General features: G+C 57.8%; 16 protein-coding genes. 8 read left to right on the forward strand and 8 right to left on the reverse strand.

Annotated features, from left to right (window positions below; genetic code table 11):
• Positions 1 to 177: 177 nt before the first annotated feature.
• From L6R21_27565 to L6R21_27575, 3 genes are all read right to left on the reverse strand, one after another.
• Positions 178 to 2,871 (reverse strand): glycosyl hydrolase-related protein, encoded by a 2,694-nt coding sequence (locus tag L6R21_27565; GenBank protein MCK6562967.1) that lies wholly within the window; start codon positions 2,869 to 2,871, stop codon positions 178 to 180.
• A 229-nt stretch (positions 2,872 to 3,100) separates the two neighbouring features.
• A complete protein-coding gene (locus tag L6R21_27570) occupies positions 3,101 to 3,898 on the reverse strand; it encodes a sugar phosphate isomerase/epimerase (GenBank protein MCK6562968.1) in 798 nt (265 codons plus the stop codon).
• A 68-nt stretch (positions 3,899 to 3,966) separates the two neighbouring features.
• Entirely contained in the window at positions 3,967 to 5,208 is a 1,242-nt protein-coding gene (locus tag L6R21_27575) for an aminotransferase class V-fold PLP-dependent enzyme (protein ID MCK6562969.1), read from the reverse strand.
• Between the two features lie 240 nt (positions 5,209 to 5,448).
• Between L6R21_27575 and L6R21_27580 the strand changes: the two genes are divergently transcribed.
• A complete protein-coding gene (locus L6R21_27580) occupies positions 5,449 to 5,682 on the forward strand; it encodes a DUF433 domain-containing protein (protein MCK6562970.1) in 234 nt (77 codons plus the stop codon).
• A complete protein-coding gene (locus tag L6R21_27585; protein MCK6562971.1) occupies positions 5,666 to 5,989 on the forward strand; it encodes a hypothetical protein in 324 nt (107 codons plus the stop codon). The genes L6R21_27580 and L6R21_27585 overlap by 17 nt, the downstream gene beginning before the upstream one ends.
• Positions 5,990 to 6,050: 61 nt before the next feature.
• Here the strand turns inward: L6R21_27585 and L6R21_27590 are convergent, their stop codons facing one another.
• Positions 6,051 to 7,880, reverse strand: coding sequence for a hypothetical protein (locus L6R21_27590; GenBank protein MCK6562972.1), 1,830 nt, complete (start codon positions 7,878 to 7,880; stop codon positions 6,051 to 6,053).
• A gap of 159 nt (positions 7,881 to 8,039) precedes the next feature.
• Between L6R21_27590 and L6R21_27595 the strand changes: the two genes are divergently transcribed.
• Both L6R21_27595 and L6R21_27600 read left to right on the forward strand, forming a co-directional pair.
• The gene (locus L6R21_27595) at positions 8,040 to 8,279 is read left to right on the forward strand and encodes a DUF2281 domain-containing protein (GenBank protein MCK6562973.1); all 240 of its coding nucleotides are present in this window, start codon (positions 8,040 to 8,042) and stop codon (positions 8,277 to 8,279) included.
• Complete coding sequence (locus tag L6R21_27600; GenBank protein MCK6562974.1) at positions 8,276 to 8,662, forward strand: type II toxin-antitoxin system VapC family toxin; 387 nt, start codon at positions 8,276 to 8,278, stop codon at positions 8,660 to 8,662. The genes L6R21_27595 and L6R21_27600 overlap by 4 nt, the downstream gene beginning before the upstream one ends.
• A gap of 67 nt (positions 8,663 to 8,729) precedes the next feature.
• Here L6R21_27600 and L6R21_27605 read toward each other — a convergent pair whose 3' ends face one another.
• From L6R21_27605 to L6R21_27615, 3 genes are all read right to left on the reverse strand, one after another.
• Complete coding sequence (locus L6R21_27605; GenBank protein ID MCK6562975.1) at positions 8,730 to 9,755, reverse strand: hypothetical protein; 1,026 nt, start codon at positions 9,753 to 9,755, stop codon at positions 8,730 to 8,732.
• 2 nt (positions 9,756 to 9,757) lie between these two features.
• Positions 9,758 to 11,338, reverse strand: coding sequence for a hypothetical protein (locus tag L6R21_27610; GenBank protein MCK6562976.1), 1,581 nt, complete (start codon positions 11,336 to 11,338; stop codon positions 9,758 to 9,760).
• 126 nt (positions 11,339 to 11,464) lie between these two features.
• Complete coding sequence (locus tag L6R21_27615; protein ID MCK6562977.1) at positions 11,465 to 12,268, reverse strand: phytanoyl-CoA dioxygenase family protein; 804 nt, start codon at positions 12,266 to 12,268, stop codon at positions 11,465 to 11,467.
• A gap of 253 nt (positions 12,269 to 12,521) precedes the next feature.
• Here L6R21_27615 and L6R21_27620 point away from each other — a divergent pair, with 253 nt between their 5' ends.
• Positions 12,522 to 13,772: a Gfo/Idh/MocA family oxidoreductase gene (locus L6R21_27620; GenBank protein ID MCK6562978.1), complete on the forward strand. Its 1,251-nt coding sequence runs from the start codon at positions 12,522 to 12,524 to the stop codon at positions 13,770 to 13,772.
• 23 nt (positions 13,773 to 13,795) lie between these two features.
• On the opposite strand, the gene L6R21_27625 is transcribed toward L6R21_27620, so the two are convergent.
• A complete protein-coding gene (locus L6R21_27625) occupies positions 13,796 to 15,220 on the reverse strand; it encodes a hypothetical protein (GenBank protein MCK6562979.1) in 1,425 nt (474 codons plus the stop codon).
• A gap of 138 nt (positions 15,221 to 15,358) precedes the next feature.
• On the opposite strand from L6R21_27625, the gene L6R21_27630 reads away from it, so the two are divergent.
• The 3 genes from L6R21_27630 to L6R21_27640 form a co-directional block, all read left to right on the forward strand.
• A complete protein-coding gene (locus L6R21_27630) occupies positions 15,359 to 17,368 on the forward strand; it encodes a 9-O-acetylesterase (GenBank protein MCK6562980.1) in 2,010 nt (669 codons plus the stop codon).
• Positions 17,369 to 18,123: 755 nt separating this feature from the next.
• Complete coding sequence (locus L6R21_27635) at positions 18,124 to 19,344, forward strand: lamin tail domain-containing protein (protein MCK6562981.1); 1,221 nt, start codon at positions 18,124 to 18,126, stop codon at positions 19,342 to 19,344.
• A 326-nt stretch (positions 19,345 to 19,670) separates the two neighbouring features.
• Positions 19,671 to 22,681: choice-of-anchor D domain-containing protein (locus L6R21_27640; protein ID MCK6562982.1), on the forward strand; the 3,011-nt coding region annotated here is incomplete at its 3' end.

The following is a 22,681-nucleotide window of genomic DNA, read 5'->3' on the forward strand; positions in this document are numbered from 1 at the left end:
TAGGCCTTTAAATTGTGCATGTCTACAAGATAACACAAAATATTTAATTGTAAAGCTTATTTTTTAACAAACCCTAAGTCTTTCTTTGCGGATTCTCTGCATCTTTGCGCCTTTGCGTGCGCTTTTACCTTTTGATTCCAGCTTGCCCGGGTTATGGGCGAGCGCCTGAAGGCGCGACTACAAGCGGACTACGAACTTCAATCTCAACGAAAGGATTTGCCCGGGCCCAACTTCAAACCGCACGCGATTGCCCGCTTCAATCTGCAATTCCTGCAAATCACGCTCGTTGAGGTTTGTCAGGCAAACCGAGCGCAGCGCACACGCTGAAGCCAATTCGCCCGGCACGCTGGCAGCGGTGGGATTATACACACGCAAAATGAATCCTTGCTCATCCTCTGCCGGCTTGCATGCGGAGACCACGAGCGATGAGGGCGAAAGCGCCATGCCAAATTGTGCGAGATCAACCGCCGGATCGCCGCCTCGTCGCATGGCCAAAAAAGGCAGATGAAAACTCTCCAACTGTTCATTGACATAGCCGTACGCTTCGAACTGCGGCGCCGTGTGCGGAATAATCGCGTAACGAAACGTGTGCACGCCCGGGCATTGTGCTTCGGGAGTGTAGGTGATCCAGCCAGCTTCGCCGCCTGGCCGTGTGAGCAGATCGCCGCCGGAAAGCCGCGCGACGCAACGCAACAACGTGAGGGCGAGCGTACCCGGTTCTTCCGCTTTCAATTCATACTCCGGCATCCCGGCCGTGGCAATCGTCAAACCGCGTTCGCCTTCCAGAATGGTCACGCCGCGCTGCATGGGATGCACGGCCGTCGGCACTTCGATTTTGTATTCAGCAGGATTGACGGCATGATGCTCGCGCCGCGTGAGGCCAAATTGACTGTCGGCATAACTGATGTTCGTGCGAAATCCCGACGGAAACAACACGCGCAAGCGATGATCTTTTGCGTTGTTCTCCACCGTCGTTTGAAATTCCACCCACGGCTGATTGTGATATAGACTCACGCGCGTGCGGATCGGCAGTTGTACGCGGCGACGCGCTCTGCTCCGGCGCGACTCGGTCAAGCCTTCAGGCAGAGAAAGCGTGAGGGAGATCTCGATGGTGGCGCGCAAAGGTCCGGTTTCTACGAGGGTCACTGATGCCGCAGCGTCGTGCGAGGTGAAAACCGCATCCTTGCGCGGGTAGGAATAATTGTATTCATCGCCGGCATCGCCGCCGTCTTCGAACACATGCAAGCCGGAGAAATGTTCGCCGGTGCGCTTGTCCTGCAGGTTGATGGCGCCATTGGCCTGCGCCTCCACCCGCAGAAAATCATTTTCCAGAACATTTTCCTGCGTGCGCAAGCTGCTGTGATAAACCGGCATGCTTTCCTGCAATTCGACGCGGTAGCGCGCGAAGCCCAGACCGGGAACTTGCGCCGCATCGAGCAACACATGAAAGCGTTCGGTGAGCCGTTTGGAAGGATAGGAATAGTCGCTGTAGCGCAAGCCGTGCCCTTCGGGTTCATGCTGCAAGACTTGATAAGGCACTTCATTGCCCTTTTCACCGCGCAAGCAAAAACCGGCAATGAGCGGCAGCGGCTTTCTGACGCGCACGGTCGGATTCAATCCCACCACGATCTTTTGGCGGAAGAATTCGACCGGCGCGGCCACTACCTGGCTGGCGTTGCGCATCTGCGGATTGAAAACCAAAACACTCTCATGGCCTTCCCAGGCATCGGGATGAAGCCGGCGCACGGACTTGTCGATAATCGCTTCACCCACCTGCTGCACTTTTTCGAAGCGCGTCATCATTTCGCGATGCACGGCATCGATGCTGCAGCCGCAAATCGAATCGTGCGGATGATTCTGCAGCAGGAGTTTCCAGCCGTGTTCCAGCATGGGGAAAAGCTGCTGCCGGCCTGCCAGCGTTGCCCACATGGCCAGCGGCTCGACGTAGCGCGTGAGCAATTTCTCCGCGGCATGATTCGCTTGCTTGATGTACATGCGCGAGGAATTCACGCCCGACTGCACCGCAAAGGCATAGCGAAAGCCCCAATGCAATTCGCCCTCGACTTGTCGCAACTCAATTTGATGTTCGCGCAAATGATTCTTGACCGCTTCGACATAAGCCGGGATGCTGCTGTGGATGAATTCGCCTTCGCCCTGTGCAGTCATCACGCGCAACGCTTGTGGCAAATACGGCTCGGGGAAATGATGATCACCGCCATTCATGCACAAACGATGTGGGGTGGTGGCGCGCGGATCGAGAATCGCCTTCAGCTCCTGGGCTTTGCGGCGAAAGGCTTTGTCATTGTTTTCGCCGAGATACGCATCGCCGTAGCCGTTGGGCGGCAGATGAATCATTAGCACTTCAGAGCCGTCCGGCGCACGCCAGCGATATTCGGATTTTTCCTGTCCCGGTTCTCCGCCAAAACCGCGATAGACAATCGCCGTGTCCATCTCGAAGCCGCGCAAAATCGCCGGCATCATGGCGAGGTGACTGAAGGAGTCGGGAATGTAGCCCACCGGCATCACCGGCCCATAGGCAGCGCCCACTTTTTTACCGATGAGCAAATTGCGCACGGTGGATTCACCGGAGACCAGATACTCGTCCGGCAAAATGTACCACGGCCCGATAGAAATCTTTCCTGCTTGAATCAGTTGCTGCAACTCAGCCGCGCGTTGCGGCAGGATCGCAGCATAGTCTTCGAGCACGATGGTCTGGCCGTCGAGAGTGAAATGCTTGAATTCCGGATCAGCCGCGAAAATATCGAGCAGCGCGTTGATCATATCCACGAGATCGAGGCGAAAGGTTTCGAAGGTTTTGTACCATTCGCGATCCCAGTGGGAATGGGAGATGAAGTGATATGTCAGTTGCATGAGTAGCTTTCTGAAATCTGACCTCACCCGGCAAATGGATGAAGAAGAAATTTGCTAATTGTTGGCGGTTTGCGTGCCGATGCTTTCGAGAGACTCACCCGCTATTGTCCTGTCATCCTGCAGGAATCTTGTGAAGTCTTAGGTGTCACCGCAAGTACGTCACAGGATTCCTTCTGAATGACATTTCCCTTTGTCATTGTCCAAGAACTCGATCATTCGAATCACCGATCTATTTCACCTCAGCCAGCATCCGGCGCACCACTTCCAAATTCTTTTTTGAATTCTCGATCAATGGCAAACAATGCGTTTCAATGGTGACATGCTCGACGACTTTGTCGCGCGCCAGCGCACGCAACTGCCCTTGCCAATCCACTTTGCCTTCGCCCACCGGCACACATTCCACCAATGAGCCTTTGATGGTGTCTTTCACGTGTACGTTGGCGATCCATTGTTTCAACGCATGGTAGCCGTCGGGGTAGGGGGGCTCATCCGTGCCCACGGCATTGCCGGGATCCCAATTCGCGCGCAGCGCCGGCGAATTCACCTGCGCGATGATGCGGCTGGTGTTCACGCCGGTATCGCACCAAAAGCCCGGCTCGTTTTCGATGGCCAGCATCAAGCCGTGCTGGTGCGCGGCTCGCGCCGCTTGCCGGAAAATCTCCACAGCGATCTTTTCGTCGCCGGGAACGTCCTGAGGTGAACGCTGAAAGCCAAAGACGATCACGGTCTTCGTGTCAAACAAACGGGCAAGGCGAAAGGTCTCGGGGAGAGTTTCCTGCAGCTCACGTTTCCATAACGCTTCGTCATGCACCGCGCCCTTGAGCACGCCGGGCGAAAGCGCGGTGATGCGCAGATCGTATTTCTGTTGCAGCGCGATGATCTGTTTGACCGCGCCCGGCGCCACTGCCGGCACGCGCTTGTCGCCGATCACCCGCAGTTCAAAATCAAGAATGCCCCATGACACGCCAATGTTGAGGGCTTCTTCAACGTTCGCAGAGATTTCATCTGTCACAAAACCGATGCGCATGCTTCACCTCCAAAGGGATGGGGAAATGGAGTGCTGGAAATCCATAGCTTCAAAACTCCAAGTCTTCATTACTCCATTTTGCTCGCTGCTTGTACACCCTCCAATACCTTGTCGACGTCAGCGAAAGAGTTGTAGAGATGCAGCGAGATGCGAATCGCATCCAGGCCGCCTTCGTAAATGCCGCGTGTGCGCAGTTGGTATTTCTCTGCCAGGAAGTTCTGCAGCTTGCTGCGCTCCATATTTCTCAAGGTAAACGTAATGATCGCGCCGTGTTCTTCGGGATTTTGCGGGGAGTTGACTTCCACGCCCAATTTGAGCAAGCCCTCTTTCAGCGCAGTGGCCATGGCATGATCGCGCCGCCAAATATTCTCCATGCCGATTTTCAGCAAAAATTCCATGGCAGCGCCGAGTCCGGCGAACAACGGCGTGCTCACGGTGCCGTATTCGTAGCGCTGCGCCGTTGGATGAAACTGAAACGCACCCGTCATCATGTCGAATTCGCCGGTGTTGGAATAACCGCCGAGATATTTGGACTCGATGAGATCGAGGGCATCTGCGCGCACATACAGCAGCCCCGTGCCTTTGGGACCCAGCAGCCATTTGTGGCCGCTGGCGGCGTAGGCGTGACAGCCAATCTCGTGCAGATTCATGGGCAGCATGCCCGCGGCTTGCGCGCCATCGACGAAATACCATAGCTTGTTGGCCGCCGCCCATTCTCCGATTTGCTTGACCGGCAGAATTTGTCCGGTGGAAGTGGTGATATGCGGGATGCTGAGGGCGCGCGTGCGCTTGGTGAGCAGCTTTTGCATGCGCTCCAAATTCTCCTGCGCGGAATGCGTGGAAGGCTCGAATGCTTTCATCACGATGCCGTCGCGCTTTTGCCGCGCCAGCCAGGAAAGCGTGTTGCCCACGTGTTCGTGCGTGGTGGTGATGACTTCATCCCCGCGCTTGAGCGGCAGGCCGTTGCAGACGATGGCGATGCCTTCGGTGGCATTGCGCATGTAGGCCAGCTCTTCCGGCTTGCAACCGAGAATTTGCCCGGCCTTGGATTTGATGTCATGCCACAGCTCCTCGCTGTGCCCGGTCTCGCAGATGCGCTCCAGCTCGGTGATCTTGTTCTTCACTGCCTCGATGACAACGTAGGGCGAGGCCCCGAGTCCGCCGGTGTTGAGATAAATGCGCTCGCGCGTGAGCGGGAATTGCTCGCGCACCATGGCCCAAAAGGCTTCGTCACGCGGGTCGATTGCGCGGCCGGCGCCGCTTATTGCCGGCTGGTTGACTTGAAGGGATGATTTTGCGAAAGCGGACAAGCCCATCATCCCGGCCAGAGACCCGCCTGTCGATTTGAGAAATTGTCGTCTTTGCATAGGTGAGAGTGGCTTATCAACGTCTGACTTTTGGAACTCGATTTCGAGGCCGCATGCGCCAGCGTTCAGATGATTCTCGTCTGCGCTGCGTGAAAACCGAGCTTGCAGGATTCGGAATTTGTGCTATCTTTGGCGGTGGAAAAGTTCAGTTTTCATTCAGGGTCAAAGCAGCAGAGATCAAGCATGACGGCTCAATCAAAACTTATCACCAGTGATCGGGAAATCTTGGGTGGCATTCCCGTCTTTGCCGGTACACGGGTGCCAGTGAAAACTCTCTTTGACTATCTTGAACACGGTCACACGGTGAACGTGTTTCTTGACGATTTTCCCACCGTCAAACAAGAACAGGCGTTGGCGGTGTTGGAATTGTTGAAAGAGAAACTCTTGGAACAAACAGCATATGAAAGTGCTGCTTGACGAGTGCCTGCCCAAACGACTCAAGCGTGAGCTACGCGGCCATGAGGTGAAACGCGTGCAAGAAATGGGATGGGCCGGCATCAAAAACGGTGCTTTGATCGGGTTGATGCAGGCTGCTCAGTTTGATGTCTTTGTCACCATCGATGGAAGCTTGGAATATCAACAAAATTTGAGCGCAATCAATCTTGCCATTGTTGTGTTGCAAGCTCCAGATAATACCTTTGATACCCTGCGCCAACTTATGCCAGCAGTGCAAGACGCACTGCGGACGATCAAGGCAGGTGCAATCATTCACCTCAATGCTTGACACGGAACAAGATTCGTTTGAGCGACAGGTCGTTTCCTCGAACACCGCCCAAGTGCTTCCGCTATCTCCCCACCGACTCCGAAATCGTCAGTGTATTGAAATCCAACACCCGCCGCAGCTTGCCATAACGCAGCTCCAGCTTGCGGCTGCCCTTGTCCGCGTGCATGAACGGCCCGCCGAACAACGGCCAGTTCTCATAATCAACGGTCACGCCATTCACCCGCGGCGTTTCATCGTAGGTGAATTCCATCTGTGCGCCGCGCAACGAGGTGAAGCGCACGCCGGGCTTGGGTTTGGTGGTTGTCTTCAGCGGCAACGCTTTCACGGCCAGCTTGAACGCTTCGAACGAAGCATAATCCGCTGCCGGCGCGATTTGCACGACTCCACCATTCTTGAGCTGCTTGCTCAGCAGACGCCAATCACCGTCTGGATCCTGCTGCCATTCATATTTCGCCAGCGGGTAAAACGCGATCAACGCCTCGCCGCCCTGCGCGAAAATCCAGCCCGACTTGTCTTCTTCGCGGCGCGACAAATCCTTCGAGAAAAAGCCGGCGAAATGCGGAAAGCGTGTGCCCGGTGGAACATCGCATAATGTGATCAAAGCATCTTCGTGTTGAAACACTTGTTCGTGTGGCGAGCCGCCGGTCCATTTGTCGGGTGAGTCATAGGTGGTTTTCGAGCGCACCACCAACTCGGTAATGGGCCCGAGATGTTCGGCGAAATACATGCCCAGTTCAGTGGGAGAGGAGTAAGGATGAATGGTGAAAAACGTGTTGTGCTTGCCGCGCGGATCATCAACCGACCAGGTGAGGTCCCAAGTATGCTGTTGAATTGGCTGCAACAACCCGCCCTGAGTGGAGCCCAGCGCATACTCTTTCCTCATGTAGGAGTATTTGTAAACCGGCGCGTTCTTCATCTCGCTGAAACGAATGCGATGGCGCGTGCGTTTGCGTTCTTTGTGAACGAATGGCGTCGCACGGTCGGCGCCAATGTTGTGAATGATCTCCGGCGGTTGATAACCGCTTAATGCGAGAATCGCCGCTTCGCCAGTGGGGCGGAAGGGCGTGTTGCCCCACAGCAGCCAGGCAAAAGCCGATGAACCCACGTCCCACTGCTCTTTCACTTGCTTGGGATACGTGCGGCTGTGGCCGCCGGTGTAAAGACCGTTGAGGTTGTCCACCGCAAAATCCGCGAGAATCCACTCCAGCATCATGGCGGCGCGTTGTTTCATTTCCGCCTCTTCGGCCCAGGCATAAAGCTGGGCCATGGGCACGACAAACACGCCAAAGTAATCCGGCGAGTCGTATTCGCCCTGGCCGATGGTGGTGGCAATATTCATCCATTCGATCAAGTATTCGCGCGCTTCGGCAAACGTCTCTTGCGAGCTGCGGCCGTTGTACCAGCGCTCGCCCGGCTCGTTGGGATACATTTGCGTGATGAGATAAAGCGCGGTGTAGTACATCGCCCAGTGATTCTCGGTGTCGCCGCGATAGGGATGATAGGTGCGCCACATCTCGCGCATGCGTTGTTGATACGCCGGCGGCAGATTGTGCCGGCCCGCGTAGGTGACGGTGATGAAGGGATACATCCAGAACATGTCACCCGAAGGTTTTTGCATGAGGGTATCGAGGCGGGCAAGCACCCACGGCATGTCCTGGTTGCGGTGCAAGCGCGCGGCGATCTCAATGTACCCGCCGCGGCTGAGGTCACTGGCGGGCGTGGCTTGCGCGTAGTAACGGATCAACGAATCGGCGCGCGTTTGATAAGCGTGCACTTGCTCAGCACGGTTGAGGCGCGGCAGGCTGTAGGCGGTGGTTGAGATGACAGCAAGGAAGAATAGTGCGGCAAGGCAAAGCGCCGCACTCATGATAAACTCGGAGGTCATGTTCATGGTTCTTTGCAGAGCTCCGCACGGTTCCACTGTATAGCGGTTGATCAGCATTGCGTTTGCCTCTTGTCTTTCATCTAACTTCTTGCATTTGCCAAAGGGAAGGCTTAGATTGGCTGCGCAAACTCAGCCTACATGAACTCTACATCGGAAAATCCTGCCATGTGCAAAGTCAGTCTTGAAGAAGCGGCAAAGTCGTTTCCCGCCCTGCTTGAGAAGGCGATCAACGGGGAAGAAGTCCTCATTCTGCAAGACCAAAAGCCGGTGGCGAAATTGGTCTCTGTCGGCGCGGAGCCGCCTTCTCCTGCGAAACGGATCCAGGCTGGCAGCGCAAAGGGTTTTATTGAAATTGCCGCGGATTTCGACGCGCCCTTGGAAGATTTCAAGGAATTCATGGAATGAACTTGTTGCTGGATACACATGCTTTCTTGTGGTTCATCAAAGACGATGCATCGCTCAGTTTGCGCGCTCGTGGTCTGATTGAAGAACCCGAGAACAAGCGGCTGTTGAGTATCGTCAGTTTATGGGAGATCGCAATCAAGGCAAGCTTGGGCAAGATTGTATTGAAGCTGCCCTTTGATGCTTTGATGCCACGCCAGCTTCAGGAGAATGATATTGATCTGCTTCCCATCGCCCTGCCTCATTTGGGGCTGGTTGAGAGACTCCCATTTCATCATCGTGACCCCTTTGACCGGCTCATCATTGCGCAAAGCTTGGTTGAGAATCTGCCTCTTGTAAGTATTGATTCTCAATTTGATAAACATGGCGTCCAGCGCCTGTGGTGAATACGCGGCCTTTCCCCAATACCCTTGCTGCAAAATTTTCTTCGTTTATATTGCCAATCTTCAAAGACTATTTACCGTTCAGAAAAACCAAATCAAACACAATCGCGCCGTGCATGCCCGCATCGGTCCAGGTGCGGCCGAAATTATCCGAATAGAAAATGCCTTCCTCAAACGTCGCGACCCACAATCTTCCCGCCTGATTCACATCGAACGCGGTTTCATAGCAATTGCGCACCGGTAGTCCCGCGCTGCGATCCTGCCAGGTGGCGCCGCCATCGATACTCACCATCACGCCGGCGCCCCAACCCACGGCCGACATGTTCTTCGGGTTGCGCGGGTCGATACCGACCGCATAAATCACGGTTTGCGCCAGGCTGCCCTTGGCAAACTCCCAGGTGTTGCCATTGTCCTGCGAGCGCAACACCCCGCGATCCTGCGTTGCGGCCAGCCAAACATTCGGCGCCGACGCACATTGCTCGAGATCGAGAATCGTGACTCCCGGCGGACCAACCAATGACCAGTGTGCGGCACCGTCGGTGGAGAGATACAATCCGCCCTCAGTGCCGGCGAACACGCGGCCGGCTTGGGCACGATCGACTTCAACACTCTGAGTGAATCTCTTCGGCAAACCGCTGTTGGTTTCCTGCCAGGTTTCGCCGCCGTCTTTGGTGGCCCAGAGGCCATAGGCCGTGGCGAGATAAACATGCTGCGGGGCATTGGGATCGACGCAGATGTCCTGCGTTTCGGTCACGCGCCCATCCGTGGTCATGCGCCAGGAGTTGCCGCCATCGCGCGTGCGGGCCGCGCCGCTGCCGCAGGCAAGATAGATGATATCCGGATTGTTGGGATCCTGCGTGATCGCGCTGACCCGCGGCATGTTCCAGCCCATGTGCGTCCAGGTTTGATCGCCGTCGTAGCGGTGCAAGCCGCTGGCCGCCAGCTTGGAGCCGACCACATAGCCTTTGGATTTCACCAGGCCGGCATAGAGTTTCGGTTGAGTTTGTGCCATGACCGGGAGGGAGAGAAGGATAAGAAACAAACCGCCTGCCAGTAGAAAGCTCGCGGGTTGCCTCACATGCTTGAAGTTTGCCATGATTAAGCGCTCTCAAATTGAATGATCACCTCTGCCGTGTTCGTCACTTTACCTTGCACCTCGACATAGTGACTCGTCTCCACTTCGCGATTTTCGAATGCCACGGCCTCGCCATTCCAGCGCACACTGCGGGCCTGGCTGTTGCCCGGCAGCAGGATCTGCAATTCCACACGCGCGCCGGACGCCGCGAGTTGCATCTGCAGCATGCCTTCCTGCAAGTGATAGCGATAGCCGAACGTGGCGCCCGAGGCGGCATAGCCAACTTTGATTTCAACCTGCCTTTCTTCGGTCGCGGCCCAGCGCGGCGCACAGCGCACCCGCCGGAACGAATGCTCTAAATCCTGAATACCGCATAAGCCTTCGACAAAAGCATACAACATGGCCGAAGAGCCCCACCCGTCGGTGGGCATGGCCTCCGGACTGGTGCTGGTTTCAATCGAAGAAGCCGTGCTATCGGGAAAATACCAAAGATAGGTTTCACCGCTGGCAGCAATCATATTGCGATACAGCTCGAGCGTCTTGTAGCCGAAGTGTTCGAAACCATGCTCAAAGGCAGCGCGGGCCAATTCGCCGCCGCAGAGCGGGAAAATGCCGCCGTTGATGTACGCGCCCGGCACGAGTATCTCATCGCCAAATATTCCGCCCGGGAACGCGGGATCGATGCCGAACCAGGGCGCAAAGGCTTTGGCAGTTTGCTGCCGGCGTTGATATTCATTGAGAATCGCCACTGCGATCGCGTGTGTGGCCATGCCGCGATTGATGGCCATGGGATTGCTCATGCTCAGTTGCGCGGCCTCGTCCACGCCCGCAATCGTCACCGGCGTGAGTTTGAAGAAATGAGTGTAGAAGCGGCCGTCGAAGAGCAGGGCATTGGCGCGGCTGCGCACGCCCGCGGCTGTTTCAGCCCAGCGCGCCGCGCTTTCTTCATCACCAAGATGACTGTGCAGCTTCGCGAGCAATTCTGCAGCTTCATAAAAGCCGCTGTTGTCGCCGTGAAAAATGCCCCAATAGGTTTGATCGGTAATCTGAAAATTCAGCCAGGGCGAGCGGCCGGCAGTGTAGTCGAAGTCCCAAGTGTCGATGGTGTAGGGCCGCTGCACGAGCTGATGCTTTTGATCCCAGCGCAAGGGCGACGACCTCATGTAGTGCAGCGCGCGTTCCAATTGCGGCAAAAGTTGCGCGATCCACTCGTCATCACCGGTGGCTTGCCAGGCGAGGTAGGCGGCTTTGACGAAGCGATATTCAACATCGGCTTCCACCGGCACGCGCACCCATTTTTCCCAATTCTCGCGCTCGCCGGGAAGTTTTTCGGGGAAGATGGTGACATAGTCGAAAATGCGGCCGTTGGCGGCTTGCGTGTGCGCGAAGCAATTCACCGCGCTCTGCATGTCCGGTTCGAAGTATTTGCCGCCGCGCAGCATGTCGGAATGATCGCGAATCCACAAGGCCGGCGTATCCGGCGAGCGAAAGCCGCGCACGCGTGCGCCCTCGATGGGCATGGTGATGAGGTCGGCCTTGAGAAAATCCAAAATCTGCGCGCAGAACTTTTCCCAAACGCCAGAGGAAGTCTTGAGGTGGAGCATGAGCAGACGTGCACGATTCTCTTTCAGAAACTGAAAGCCAGACTGCAAAAGCCAACCGCTAAGGCGCGAAGAACGCAAAGAAAATTTCTTTGCGCGCTTTGCGCCTTTGCGGTTGATGTTGTTGCTCTATTTCTTGGGCCAGATCAGCGGGTTCTGGCTGTCGTCATTCAACGGATCGCCGACTTTGAGTTTGGCCACTTGATCTTTCGATAAAATGTTTTGATTGCCGTTGAAGGTCGCGCCTTCGGGCATGTAGGCGCAGGTCATGGCGCGGCGCCAGCGCGGGGTCATGTTGGGACCCGCGCCGTGTGCGGTCAAACCGTTGTGCAAGCCCGCGGTGCCGGGCTTCATCACCGCCGCGACCGGCTCGAGGTTTCTGAATTCGGGATAGTACTTGAACAGGGCATCCATGTTCTGCCCAATGTCGACATTGTCGTAGCGCGCGAGTTTGTGCGAACCGGGCAAATAGTACATGCAGCCGTTCTGTAACGTTGCCTCATCGAGCGCGATCCAAATTGAAATGGCTTGTGGCGAGTGAAACGACCAATAGGGGTTGTCGAGATGCCAGGCCGTCGGGTTGGCCCAGGGCTGCTTTTGCAGGGTTTGATCGTGCCACACGCGCATGCCCGAGGCGCCGGTGAGCTGGCACAGCATTTCACCCAGTTCCGGGCTGAGAAAATATTTCTTAATGGTGGGATTGATCTTCCACAAATTCAGGCGCTGGACGAAAACCTTGTCGTAGAACGATTCGCCCTCGACCAAATCTTTGTTGCCTTCACCGGCGACTTTCTGTTTGCCCATTTGGCTCACGGCTTCCGAGACCGCGGCGATGATTTCTTCCACTTCCGCCGGCGTGAGGAAGTTTTCCAGAATGAGAAAGCCATTGTCTTGATAGAATGCAATTTGCGGGGCGGTCACCTGGGTGTTCATTGCAGCTCCTCGAGGCGGTGAGTGTGGGCTGGGTTTGCGATGACAAGCAGAAGCAAAAGGCAGCAGTGTGCAGCAACAAGGTTTTGTTGAGTAATAATTCCTGCCGCGTGATTCCAGGCTTCTTTGGCGATAAAGATTCGCAGTTTCGGTCGATTGCCGCAGCACCGCCGGCCGGCGCAAATTTCCGTTGGCGTTTTGTGCCGCGGCGGATATATTGCAGCGTCACGCGCGTCTCATTCTGCGGAGAGAAAAGATGAAGCCTTTGCGATTTGTCGTGATTGGCCTCGGCGGCTACGCCGCCGTGCACCTGGAGGCGGTGGCATGGCTGGCGCAACAGGGGCTGGCCCGGCTCACTGGCGTCATCGCCATTGCAGTTGATCGCGACCGCTTTCCAGAACGGGTGGCGGCTTTGCAGGCGGCGGGCGTCCGGCTGTTCGACAGCATCGACGATTTCTTCAGCGCGGGCGCACCGGCTGACGTGCTCACCGTGCCGATCGGCATTCATCAGCATGTGCCGGTCAGCGCCGCCGCGCTCGCTGCCGGATTGCATGTCTATTGCGAAAAGCCGCTCGCCGCCACCGTGCAAGAGGTTGACCACCTGATTGCCAGCCGCAACGCCTCGGGAAGGAAAATCGCCGTGGGCTTTCAGCACATTCACAGCAACGCCATGCAGCAGCTCAAGGCGCGCCTCTTTTCCGGCCGGCTTGGACGCGCGCAAACGATCACGCTGCTGTGCAGTTGGCCGCGCAGCGAGCAGTACTACAGTCGCAATGAATGGGCGGGCAAGCTGCGCGCCGGTAAACACTGGGTGCTGGACAGTCCGGCCAATAATGCGCATTCCCATTACTTGCTCAATGCCCTCTATCTCGCCTCAGCGCAGGAGCATGCCGCTGCCGTGCCGGCGCAACTGCGCGCCGAGCTTTATCGCGCCTATCCCATCGCAAGCTGTGACACGCTGCAGATGAAATTCACCACGCCGGAGGGAGTGCGTTGCCACGTGTTGTTGACGCACGCGGCCGCCAGCGCGATCGGCCCGCAAATGAAAATCACGTGTGAACGGGGAAGGGTGCGGTGGGAGGGCGACAACGGCACAACGAACGTCGTCTATGCCGAGGGCACGGTCGAGCAGTTTGACAATGAAATCCACCCGCAATGGCGCTACCACGGCATGCGCGATTTGGTGCAGGCGATTCGGCAGGACGCCGAGCCGCTGTGCTCGCTCGAGATCGCGCGCTGCCAAACGCTCACGATCAATGCCATGCACGAAAGCTGCCCGGAGATCGTCACGGTGCCGCCGGCTTTCATCGAAGCAGTCGAGGACTGGGAGATGTTTCCGCCCAACACCAAAGGCCGCTTCCGCCGCGTGCGCGAGCTCGACCGCCATCTGCTGGCCGCCGCGGAACAGAATCTCTTTCTCAGCGAGATGGGAATACCCTGGGCCACGCCGCGGCTGGTGAAAACGTTTGCGCCCGGCGATTACCGCCATTTCCCGCAGCAGAGCTGAGACGACGCCGGCGCCAGTTCGACTCACTGCAGCCTGACGCGCACGCCGGTGGGAGGAGAGGGAGGCCTCACATCCTTTTCCGGTACCAGGCTGCCGGTCAAAGTCAAAATCGTCTGACTGGCGAGTGTCACCTGCAGGTTCCGGGCGGCCACCGGCAGGCTTGCGAGTTGGCGATGTGGTTCCTGCGCCGAGGTGCGAAAGGCCTCCAGCGAAGACACCTTCAGATTTTGCAGAGTGAGATTCACGGTGAGCGCTGTCGGCGCGCGATTGATCAGCACGATCGTAAGGCTCGCTTGGGCGGCATGTTTGAAGGCGCTTGCCAGCAGATCCGGATGCGAGGACTGCGCGGCCACGCGCCGGGCAGCCACGGGCACGTGCAGAAAAAATTGCTGCAGCGCATGAAAAATCGGATTGCGGCTGGCATCGGCATTCACGGCTTGATCTCTGCCCAGCAAAGCCCATTGGTAACCGCGGCTGGCGTTCCCGTGCGTGAGAACATTGTGCCACATTTGCAGGCACTCGAAGGCCCAGGGCCAGGTGGTGTTGGGAATGTTCCACGGCGTGGTACCGATTTCAGTGAAGTAAACCGCGAGTCCCTTGCTCTGGGCCAGCTCGGCGATGCGCTCGAATTTCGCATTCCACTGATCCGGCCCGCCGTCGACGAAGTAGGTATGATACGAGATCGCGCTGAGGTAGGAGGCGGCCACCGAATCCGCCAGCAAGGGCGCCACCCATTGCTCGGGATCGTAGTAGGGGGAGGCCAAATCCGGCGCGACGATTTTGGTGGTGAGGCCTTCGCGCCGAAATTTGGCGCCCACGGTTTTGATCAAATCGCGCAGTTCCGCGGGAGAGTAAGCCACTTGATAGCCGTCCGGCTCGTTGGCAAGAACGATTTCTGAAATGAGAATGCCGCGCCGATTTTTCGCCCAGAGCAAATAGGCGGCCACGGACTCGGCGAATTCGGCGTGCTTGCTGCGCGGCAAATCGCGTTCGCGTGTGAGGGTGGAATCGGTGACCATCCAATCCGGCACGTTCCAAATGCCGGGCAGCACCTGTTTGCCGAAGCGGTGCGCCAGGCTGTCCATCATGTTGAAATCGCTCTGCACCAGCAGGGCCTCGGTATCGTGCTGCTCAAAGCGCGAGGCAAAATACTCCCAGTTGAAATGCTCGGGATCCTCGTCGTCATTCCTGGCCTCCCAGCAGCCGAATTCTGTGACCAGGCGCACGTGCGTGGTGCCCAGCTCGTTGAAGGCGATAGCATAGACGCGCGGATTCGACCAGCCGTTCCAACCGTTGAGAATCCAACTGTAGCTGTTGCCGCCCCAGCCGCGAATGGTCTGATAGGTTTGGTTGCCATCCACGGTGACGTTGGCCTGTCCGGCAGCGCGGCTCGTCAGCGCAAGCAGGAGCAGAACGCTCGCTATTCTACGGGAGATGTGGGGCGGCATGATCAAGCCTCCGGCAGTTGTTGGAGAGAGAGGCGATTGGCGTGTTGCAGCGACCGCAATCGCCGCGAAAAAGCGCATGCAAATTTTGATCCGTGTCACCAAAGCCGTTGTCTGAAAATTTGATTCAAGGAGGAAAGAATGATAAGCAACCATCGCGTTTCGCAGTGGACCGTGTTCATGCTGCTGCTGGCGCTGGCCTGGAGCACAGCCGGCGCGCAAACCAAGCTGCCGGCGATTTTTTCCGATCACATGGTGCTGCAGCAGAAAATGAAAATCCCGGTTTGGGGAACCTCGGTGCCGGGCGCCACCGTAACCGTGCAATTTCACCAACAACGCAAGACCGCACGGGTTGATGCCCAGGGCCATTGGCGGGTGAATTTGAATCCTGTGCCCGCGGGCGGACCTTACGAACTCGTGGTCGGGAGCAGCGACACGTTGCGCTTTCGTAATGTCATGGTCGGCGAAGTGTGGTTGTGTTCCGGCCAATCCAACATGGAAATGCCCCTGGTGAGCACGTGGGCGAAGGTAAACAATTTCCGGCAGGAAGTCGCCGCCGCCAATCATCCCGATTTGCGGTTGATCATCATCAAGCGTGCCAAGAGCACCAAGCTGCAAAGCGAGGCTGACACCGAAGGCTGGAAAGTGTGCGACACCACCAGCGTGAAGAACTTCTCCGCCACCGCTTATTTTTTCGGCCGCCACCTGCAGCAAAAGCTCGGCGTGCCGGTGGGCCTGATTCAAAGCGCGTGGGGTGGAACCGTGGTGGAAGCCTGGACCAGCGGAGCTTCTTTGAAGGCCATTCCGGACCTCAAAGGCTTTGTTGAAATCCTCGAGCAGACCGCGCGGGACAGCATCTTCAATCAAGCCTCTTACGAGCAGAACTTGCAGGGCTGGCACCGCCAGCTTGCCGAGTTGGATCTCAAAGCTGCCGGCGAGGGCTTGCCGTGGTTTGATCCCAAGCGCGATGATCAAAGCTGGCAGATGATGGCATTGCCTACGGCGTGGGAACGCGCCGGCATGCCGGACGTCGATGGCCTGGTGTGGTTCCGCAAGCACGTCAATCTCCCCGAAACAGCAGCCGGTCAGAAATTGCGGCTGCACCTCGGGCCGATTGATGATTTCGATTGGACGTTCTTCAATGGCCGCGAAATCGGCCGTACCAGCGTGTTCAATGCACCGCGGCAGTACGAAGTGCCGGCGGACTTGGTGCAAGCCGGCGACAATGTGATTGCCGTGCGGGTGCTCGATACCGGCGGTCTCGGCGGTTTCTACGGCAAGCCGGAGCAGCTTTATTGGGTGGGAAGCGATTCCGTGCGAGGTTCGCTCGCCGGCGCCTGGTACTACAAAACCGGTTTGCGGTTGCAGGATATCCCGCTGCCGCCGCCTTCGCCGCTGACGCCCAACCGGCCGACGGTGCTCTACAACGCCATGATTGCCCCGCTGATTCCCTATGCCATCGCCGGCGCGATTTGGTATCAAGGTGAAAGCAATGCCGGCCGCGCCTATCAGTATCGCACGCTGTTTCCGTTGCTGATTCAAGACTGGCGCCGGCAATGGCAACAAGGCGATTTTCCGTTTCTCTTTGTGCAGCTTGCCAATTACCAGGCGGCGAATGCCGAGCCGGTGGATAGCGACTGGGCGGAACTGCGCGAGGCACAAACCATGGCTTTGGCTGAACGCAACACCGGCATGGCAGTGGCCATCGACATCGGCGACGCCAATGACATTCACCCCGGCAACAAGCAGGGCGTGGGTGATCGCCTGGCGCTGCAGGCGCGCCGGGTTGCCTATGGCGAGAAGCTCGTGCCTTCCGGTCCACTCTACACGAAGATGAAAATCGAGAACAATCGCGTTCGCTTGTTCTTTGATCACACCGGCAGCGGCTTGCTGGCCGGCGGCGGGCAAGAGCTGCAGGGCTTTGCCATGGCTGGTCCCGATCGCAAATTCGTGTGGGCGCGCGCGGAGATCGAGGGCAAGACCGTGGTGGTCAGCCATCCGCAAGTGCAGCAACCGGTGGCAGTGCGCTATGCCTGGTCGAGCAATCCCGTGTGCAATCTGTTCAATCGTGAGGGCCTGCCGGCCTCGCCTTTCCGCACCGATGACTGGCCGGGAGTGACCCGTGCGGCGCATCTGAACCGGCAGTATTGAGCGGACGATTCTCCAGCGCAGTCAAGATTTTTCGCGGCCGGCGCCCGCAGGCGTGGCCGAATAGCCTCACATGCCGGAGGACCAGTGTCTGTCCACAAATAGAGAAACCGCCCGGGCGCTTGGCCCCGCAGCGTGTGCAAGCTGAATAGGACTCGCACTTGTTCATCACGAAGCGCCCGGGAGGTGGTGTTTTTGGAAGAACACGAACAATTTCACGCAACTCTAAGGTCAGGTGGCACGCACCCGGCATGACACGCACCGGGGCGTGAACTCCACCTGGAAGTGAGACATTCTGCGCCGCCAGCAGTGTGATGGTATTAAGCTGGCGTTGCCGCCGCAGCACGGTTTCAATCACGCGGCGGACAGGTTTTAAGCCCACGCGGGTCAGTGCATGACCAAAGCCTGGGCAAAATCACGACGCCGCGAAGAAAAAGAGCGGCATCATGGAAAATCGCTTGACATTGCCGCAGCGGTTTTGCATCTTGCGCCGCCAATTTTATCGGGCTGCAGTGTGAATTGCATGTGGGGAGAAGGTACACTCCTTCCGGCTTCCGATCTCCTGGTTTTTCCCGCTCACAAGTCACAGCCGCCTCCGACTTCTCCCAGTGGTTAAATCGCTTCAATCATACCTCGCCTGTGCGCGGCCTTTCCGCGCCGATCAAGAATCTCTGGGCAGCGTAGCGTATTGCAACTGATGCAATTCTGCGGGCGTGCCCGGTTGGGCTGTTTGGGTTCCTGCACAGCAGGGGGCCGAGATGCTTTTTCGCTCAGAGGCCACATTTGCTCGTTGTGTTGTGTTGCAGTTGAGCCTGTTCACCGGCTCGCTTTCAGCGCAGCCGCATGCGGCCCATCGCGTCGAGCTTGGGCGCCGCCACCAGCCGGCGGCCAGTGGGCACACGCGCACTTTGCCACTCCTCCGCATCAACGAAGTCGTTACAGACCCACAGCAGGATTGGGATGATTCTGCTGGCGGCAATGGCTCGCCCTTCGATGCCGTTCCGGGCAACGGTGCGATTTCCGCCACCGATGAATGGGTCGAGCTTTTCAATGCCGGCGACACGCCGGTTGACCTCACCGAAAGCAGCGGCTGGACGATCGAATTCGTCGATACCACTCCCGAAATCCTCAATTTCGCCAACCCCGGCAGCGCGGTCAGGCTGGTGTTCAGCCAGGGCGGCAATCCTTCTTTTTTCCAATCCGGCGAGTATCTCGTCATCGGCAACCCACCCGGTAATTTGAACAACGACGTCTATCTCATTCTCAAGAACAGCGGCGGAGAGATAGTTGATGACGTCGAGTTGGGCGATGATGCCGAGGGCGATGGCGCCGGCGACGGCGCACCCGATGGCGGCGCGGGCGGCGGCGATGCCACCAGCGCCGCCGACGAAGCCATTGCCCGGCTGCCCAATGGCCACGACACCGACGATGACGTCGCTGACTTCGTGCAACAGCCGGCGACCATCGGTGCCACCAATGCCGGCGAGGTTTGCGTGACATTTGACTTTCCCGTGAGTGGAGGCGCGTGGTATTTGATCTCACTGCCGGTGATTCCCGCAGCAGCGCAAGTGAGTGCCCTGTTTCCCACGGCCGTCACGGCTTTCGAGTGGGTATACGCTGCGCAGTCCTATCAACTCGCTGACACGCTGGCGCCGGCCAAAGCCTATTGGTTGCTTATGGCAGAGCCGGCAACGGTGGAAGTCTGCGGCCAGGCTTTGGAAACTTACACGAAAAGCTACGCTGCGACCGGCTGGGATTTGATCGGAGCGACGTTGCAGCCGGCGCCGGTTACGGACGCTCCCGCGGGCAGCATCGCCGCCATGTTTGGCTGGCAGGCGGCCGGCCAGAGCTATGAGATGATTGACCCTCTGCAGACCGAACCAACCCATGGCTATTGGATTCTGGTGTCCCAGGCCCCCAGCAGCGTGACGGTCGGGCCGGCTGGCGGCGGCAGTGCGAGGCGGTCAAGCAGGAATTGAGACGCTGGGCGTTTACTGCCTCCAACTCAGAAAAAAATCTGATGCAGTTTGCAAAGTCAAAACAAAGCGATTGCATCAAACAACGTGCAAGTGAACTGGAGGGCAACATGAAGACGGCGCATCTTGTTGGGATTGCACTGCTCGGGCTTTCTGTTACTGCCGCGAGTCAGGGGGACGAAGGCCGCTCGCGAGCCGCATCTCATCTGGTCAGTGGAAATGCTCGGATTGAAAACCTTCCGCCGAAGTCTCATGATGAGTATCGTCACATCGAACTGCCGAGGTTGGCCGCTCCTGCCATAACCTCTCCGGCGGCCAGTTCCGGAGTTTTGACCGGCTTCATCAATGATTGGTGGGAAGGCGGTCCCGCTTTGGCTTTTGATTATTTGGTGCCGGTTCAAAGCGGAATTCTCGGATGGTGGTCGAGGAATACCGCCACCCACGCATGGTTCTATGGTTACAATGAATCGACGGAAGTGGCGCATGTGACCGGCATCTCCGATATTTCTGAAATCGCTGATGCTTCTATTTATCCATACGACGATTGGGCGGTCGGGCCGGTAGGCGCCGGCGAATTTGTTTTGTTTCACAATACCGCGACTGGTTACTATGCTGCCTTGCGGATCGACAGGTTTCTCGATGCCGGGGCCCGCATTGACCTCACTTGGTATTTCCAATCTGACGGCAGTCCGGATTTCTCCTCCTTCACCTCCTCGCTGGCAGCGCGATTCTTTACCGACAATCGGCATGAAGGCATCGCGCCTTACACCGTCCAATTCAGTGATTTCTCCAGTGCGACAGACTCGACAAGTATCATCTCCTGGGAGTGGGATTTTGAAGACGACGGCATTGTCGATTCGCAAGAGCAGAATCCGGCTTGGACTTTTGTGAATGAAGGAGTCTATTCCGTCCGGCTGACTGTTTCCGACGGCGTCAACACGGCGACGTGGGTTGCGGACCGCTACCTCGAAGTCCAGGCCGGCAATACCATGTTGCTGGTCTCTTCCCGGCACAGCGTGCTGGCATGGTCGGTTGAGCCGGTCTATACGCGATCGTTTCTTACCCATGCGCAGGCCTGCGAGCAATGCTACCCGCTCGGTTACGGCGGCTTCGACCAGACCTGGGGCCCGCTGCCGGTGCCGGATTCCAAAATCATCGCCTTTCAGCATTTCGAGGCGTGCGAGGATGGCAGCTTTGACATTTATGCCGTCGATGCCTCCGAACCCTCGGCAGCAGGCACGTTGGTCTATTCCGGGATGGCAGCCTCAAACTGCACCTGGTCTGGTCTGCATCTGTTGGACATCTCATTCCTCGCGGAAAGCACGTTCTTCCTGAGGATTGATAACCATGCGGACGTCGCCGCGCGGCTGCAAAAGTTCGCCGTCGTTTCCATCCCCTTGCAAGCAGGACCCCAGATTTCAGTGTTTCCGGCCAATATTGCTTTCGGCACTGTGATGGCCGGCGAAGCCAGTCCGCCAGCGATGGTGACGATTCGGAATGCGGGGACTGCGGACTTGACAGTGAGCAGCATCATCTCTCCGGGAGCACCCTTTGCGCTGGACAATTTGCCGGCCTTGCCGTTGGTTTTGGCCGCCGGAGAAACCGCGCCATTCGATGCCAGCTTCTCGCCCCAGCAGCCGGGTGTGGCGCAGGGGACGATCGTGATTGCCAGCGACGATGCCGACGATCCTGAAGTCCAACTTTCGTTGACTGGCTATGGCATTGTGCCGGGCGTCGCGTTGGCTTTCGAGAGCGTAAGAGTTTCCGATTATGCCGGCAATCAAGATGGCATTGCCAATGGCGGCGAGCAAATAGAGCTGCCGGCCAAACTGCGCAACAACGGCACAGAGGCGGCATTGGGCGTGCAGGCCACGATCACCAGCACGAGTCCGTATGTGACGATCTACGGCAACAATGCCAATTTTGGCACGGTGGCAACGGGCGTGAGTGAGGAACGCTACGGTTGGTACATGCGCGTGGCAGAAGGCACACCGGAGAGCGCCGAGATTGAGTTTAGTGTCACGATCACCGCCACCAACGCCGGGCCTTTCACCGACAGTTTCGCGATCATCACGGGTCCGCCGCTGCCGGCGGGCGGGCCGTTGGTGCTGGACGGCTATGTGCTGGATGATTCGCAACCGGCCAGCCAGGAGATTCAAGCGCGGCAGGAGAGTCGGCGCCAGCAATTTCGCGAGGCGGCGAAGAATGGCTATCTCAAGCCCGGCTATTCGCTGCTGGACAGCAGTATTGTGGTGCATCGCGCCGGCAATGGCGATGGCATCATCAACGGCGGCGAGATCATCGACATTTACCCGCGCGTGCGCAACGATGGCGCTGAAGCTTATGAGGTGCGCGCCTATTTCAACAGCCCGAGCGAGCCGGCGATAGGCATCGATACTTACGTCTATTTCGGCACGATTTCAGCGGGAGAGACGCGAGCGGCGGATAACCCGTGGACCATTGGTATCAAACTGGGCACGCCGGCAGGGACGGTCATCACCCTCGAGGTGGTCATCGACCAACTGGTGGGCGGAAGCGTGACGGAAACGCTGGTTCTCACCACCGGGCCTTCGCTGGGCATTCCGCCTGCCGCCGAGGCGGGAGCGCTGCTGGCGTCCAATACCTATTACCAAAACCAGGGCTATCTGTATTCGCTGGATCCGGGTTCGGGCAGCGGCGCGGTCGTCGGGGTGACTGGCCTCAACAGTGTCGAGGATCTGGCGGCCAATCAAGCGGGCGATCTTTTTGCGATTGGCTACGGTTATTTGCTGTTGCGGATCAATCCGGTCACTGGCGCAGGCCTGTTTGTGGCGCGGCTACGCAATGCCGTGAGCGGGTCATACCTGTATAGTGTTGGAGGTCTGGCTTTCAATGGCACTGGCGAGCTTTATGGGATTCGGTCGGACTCCTACGACCCGAGCCTTTATCGGATCGACATTGCGACGGGAGAGGCGACATTGGTGGGCAATACCGGCGTTTCTTACTTGCTCGGGCTGTCCTTCAATCCCACCACCGGCGCGCTCTGTGCCTCCCGCGGGCAGGGCAGCGATGAGATTTACAAGCTCAATCCTGCCACCGGGGCGGCGACGCTGGTTGGCCAGACCGGTTTTGCCAGTTCGATTTCCGATCTTGCGTTTGACAGCACGGGTGTGCTTTACGGGTTGACCTCCTCCGAAGGCTCGAATCCTTGGAGCTTAATCACGATTGACACCAGCACTGCCGTTGGTACTCTGGTCGGCGCCACCGGGGTTTATGGTTTGGCGGGACTCACGTTTGTGCCGCCGCGGCAGAGCGGCGGGCAGATTGCTGTGCATCCCTCGCATGCTGAATTCGGCAACGT

Source organism: bacterium (assembly GCA_023150945.1).
Taxonomy (GTDB): domain Bacteria; phylum Zhuqueibacterota; class Zhuqueibacteria; order Zhuqueibacterales; family Zhuqueibacteraceae; genus Coneutiohabitans.

Bases quoted from the DNA above. Each gene is read 5' to 3' on its own strand.
- L6R21_27595 (MCK6562973.1), top strand. From the start codon at position 8,040: ATGTGCAAAGTCAGTCTTGAAGAAGCGGCAAAGTCGTTTCCCGCCCTG.
- L6R21_27625 (MCK6562979.1), bottom strand. From the start codon at position 15,220: ATGCCGCCCCACATCTCCCGTAGAATAGCGAGCGTTCTGCTCCTGCTT.
- L6R21_27580 (MCK6562970.1), top strand. From the start codon at position 5,449: ATGACGGCTCAATCAAAACTTATCACCAGTGATCGGGAAATCTTGGGT.
- L6R21_27620 (MCK6562978.1), top strand. From the start codon at position 12,522: ATGAAGCCTTTGCGATTTGTCGTGATTGGCCTCGGCGGCTACGCCGCC.
- L6R21_27605 (MCK6562975.1), bottom strand. From the start codon at position 9,755: ATGGCAAACTTCAAGCATGTGAGGCAACCCGCGAGCTTTCTACTGGCA.
- L6R21_27570 (MCK6562968.1), bottom strand. From the start codon at position 3,898: ATGCGCATCGGTTTTGTGACAGATGAAATCTCTGCGAACGTTGAAGAA.
- L6R21_27635 (MCK6562981.1), top strand. From the start codon at position 18,124: ATGCTTTTTCGCTCAGAGGCCACATTTGCTCGTTGTGTTGTGTTGCAG.
- L6R21_27615 (MCK6562977.1), bottom strand. From the start codon at position 12,268: ATGAACACCCAGGTGACCGCCCCGCAAATTGCATTCTATCAAGACAAT.
- L6R21_27585 (MCK6562971.1), top strand. From the start codon at position 5,666: ATGAAAGTGCTGCTTGACGAGTGCCTGCCCAAACGACTCAAGCGTGAG.
- L6R21_27600 (MCK6562974.1), top strand. From the start codon at position 8,276: ATGAACTTGTTGCTGGATACACATGCTTTCTTGTGGTTCATCAAAGAC.
- L6R21_27565 (MCK6562967.1), bottom strand. From the start codon at position 2,871: ATGCAACTGACATATCACTTCATCTCCCATTCCCACTGGGATCGCGAA.
- L6R21_27610 (MCK6562976.1), bottom strand. From the start codon at position 11,338: ATGCTCCACCTCAAGACTTCCTCTGGCGTTTGGGAAAAGTTCTGCGCG.
- L6R21_27630 (MCK6562980.1), top strand. From the start codon at position 15,359: ATGATAAGCAACCATCGCGTTTCGCAGTGGACCGTGTTCATGCTGCTG.
- L6R21_27590 (MCK6562972.1), bottom strand. From the start codon at position 7,880: ATGAACATGACCTCCGAGTTTATCATGAGTGCGGCGCTTTGCCTTGCC.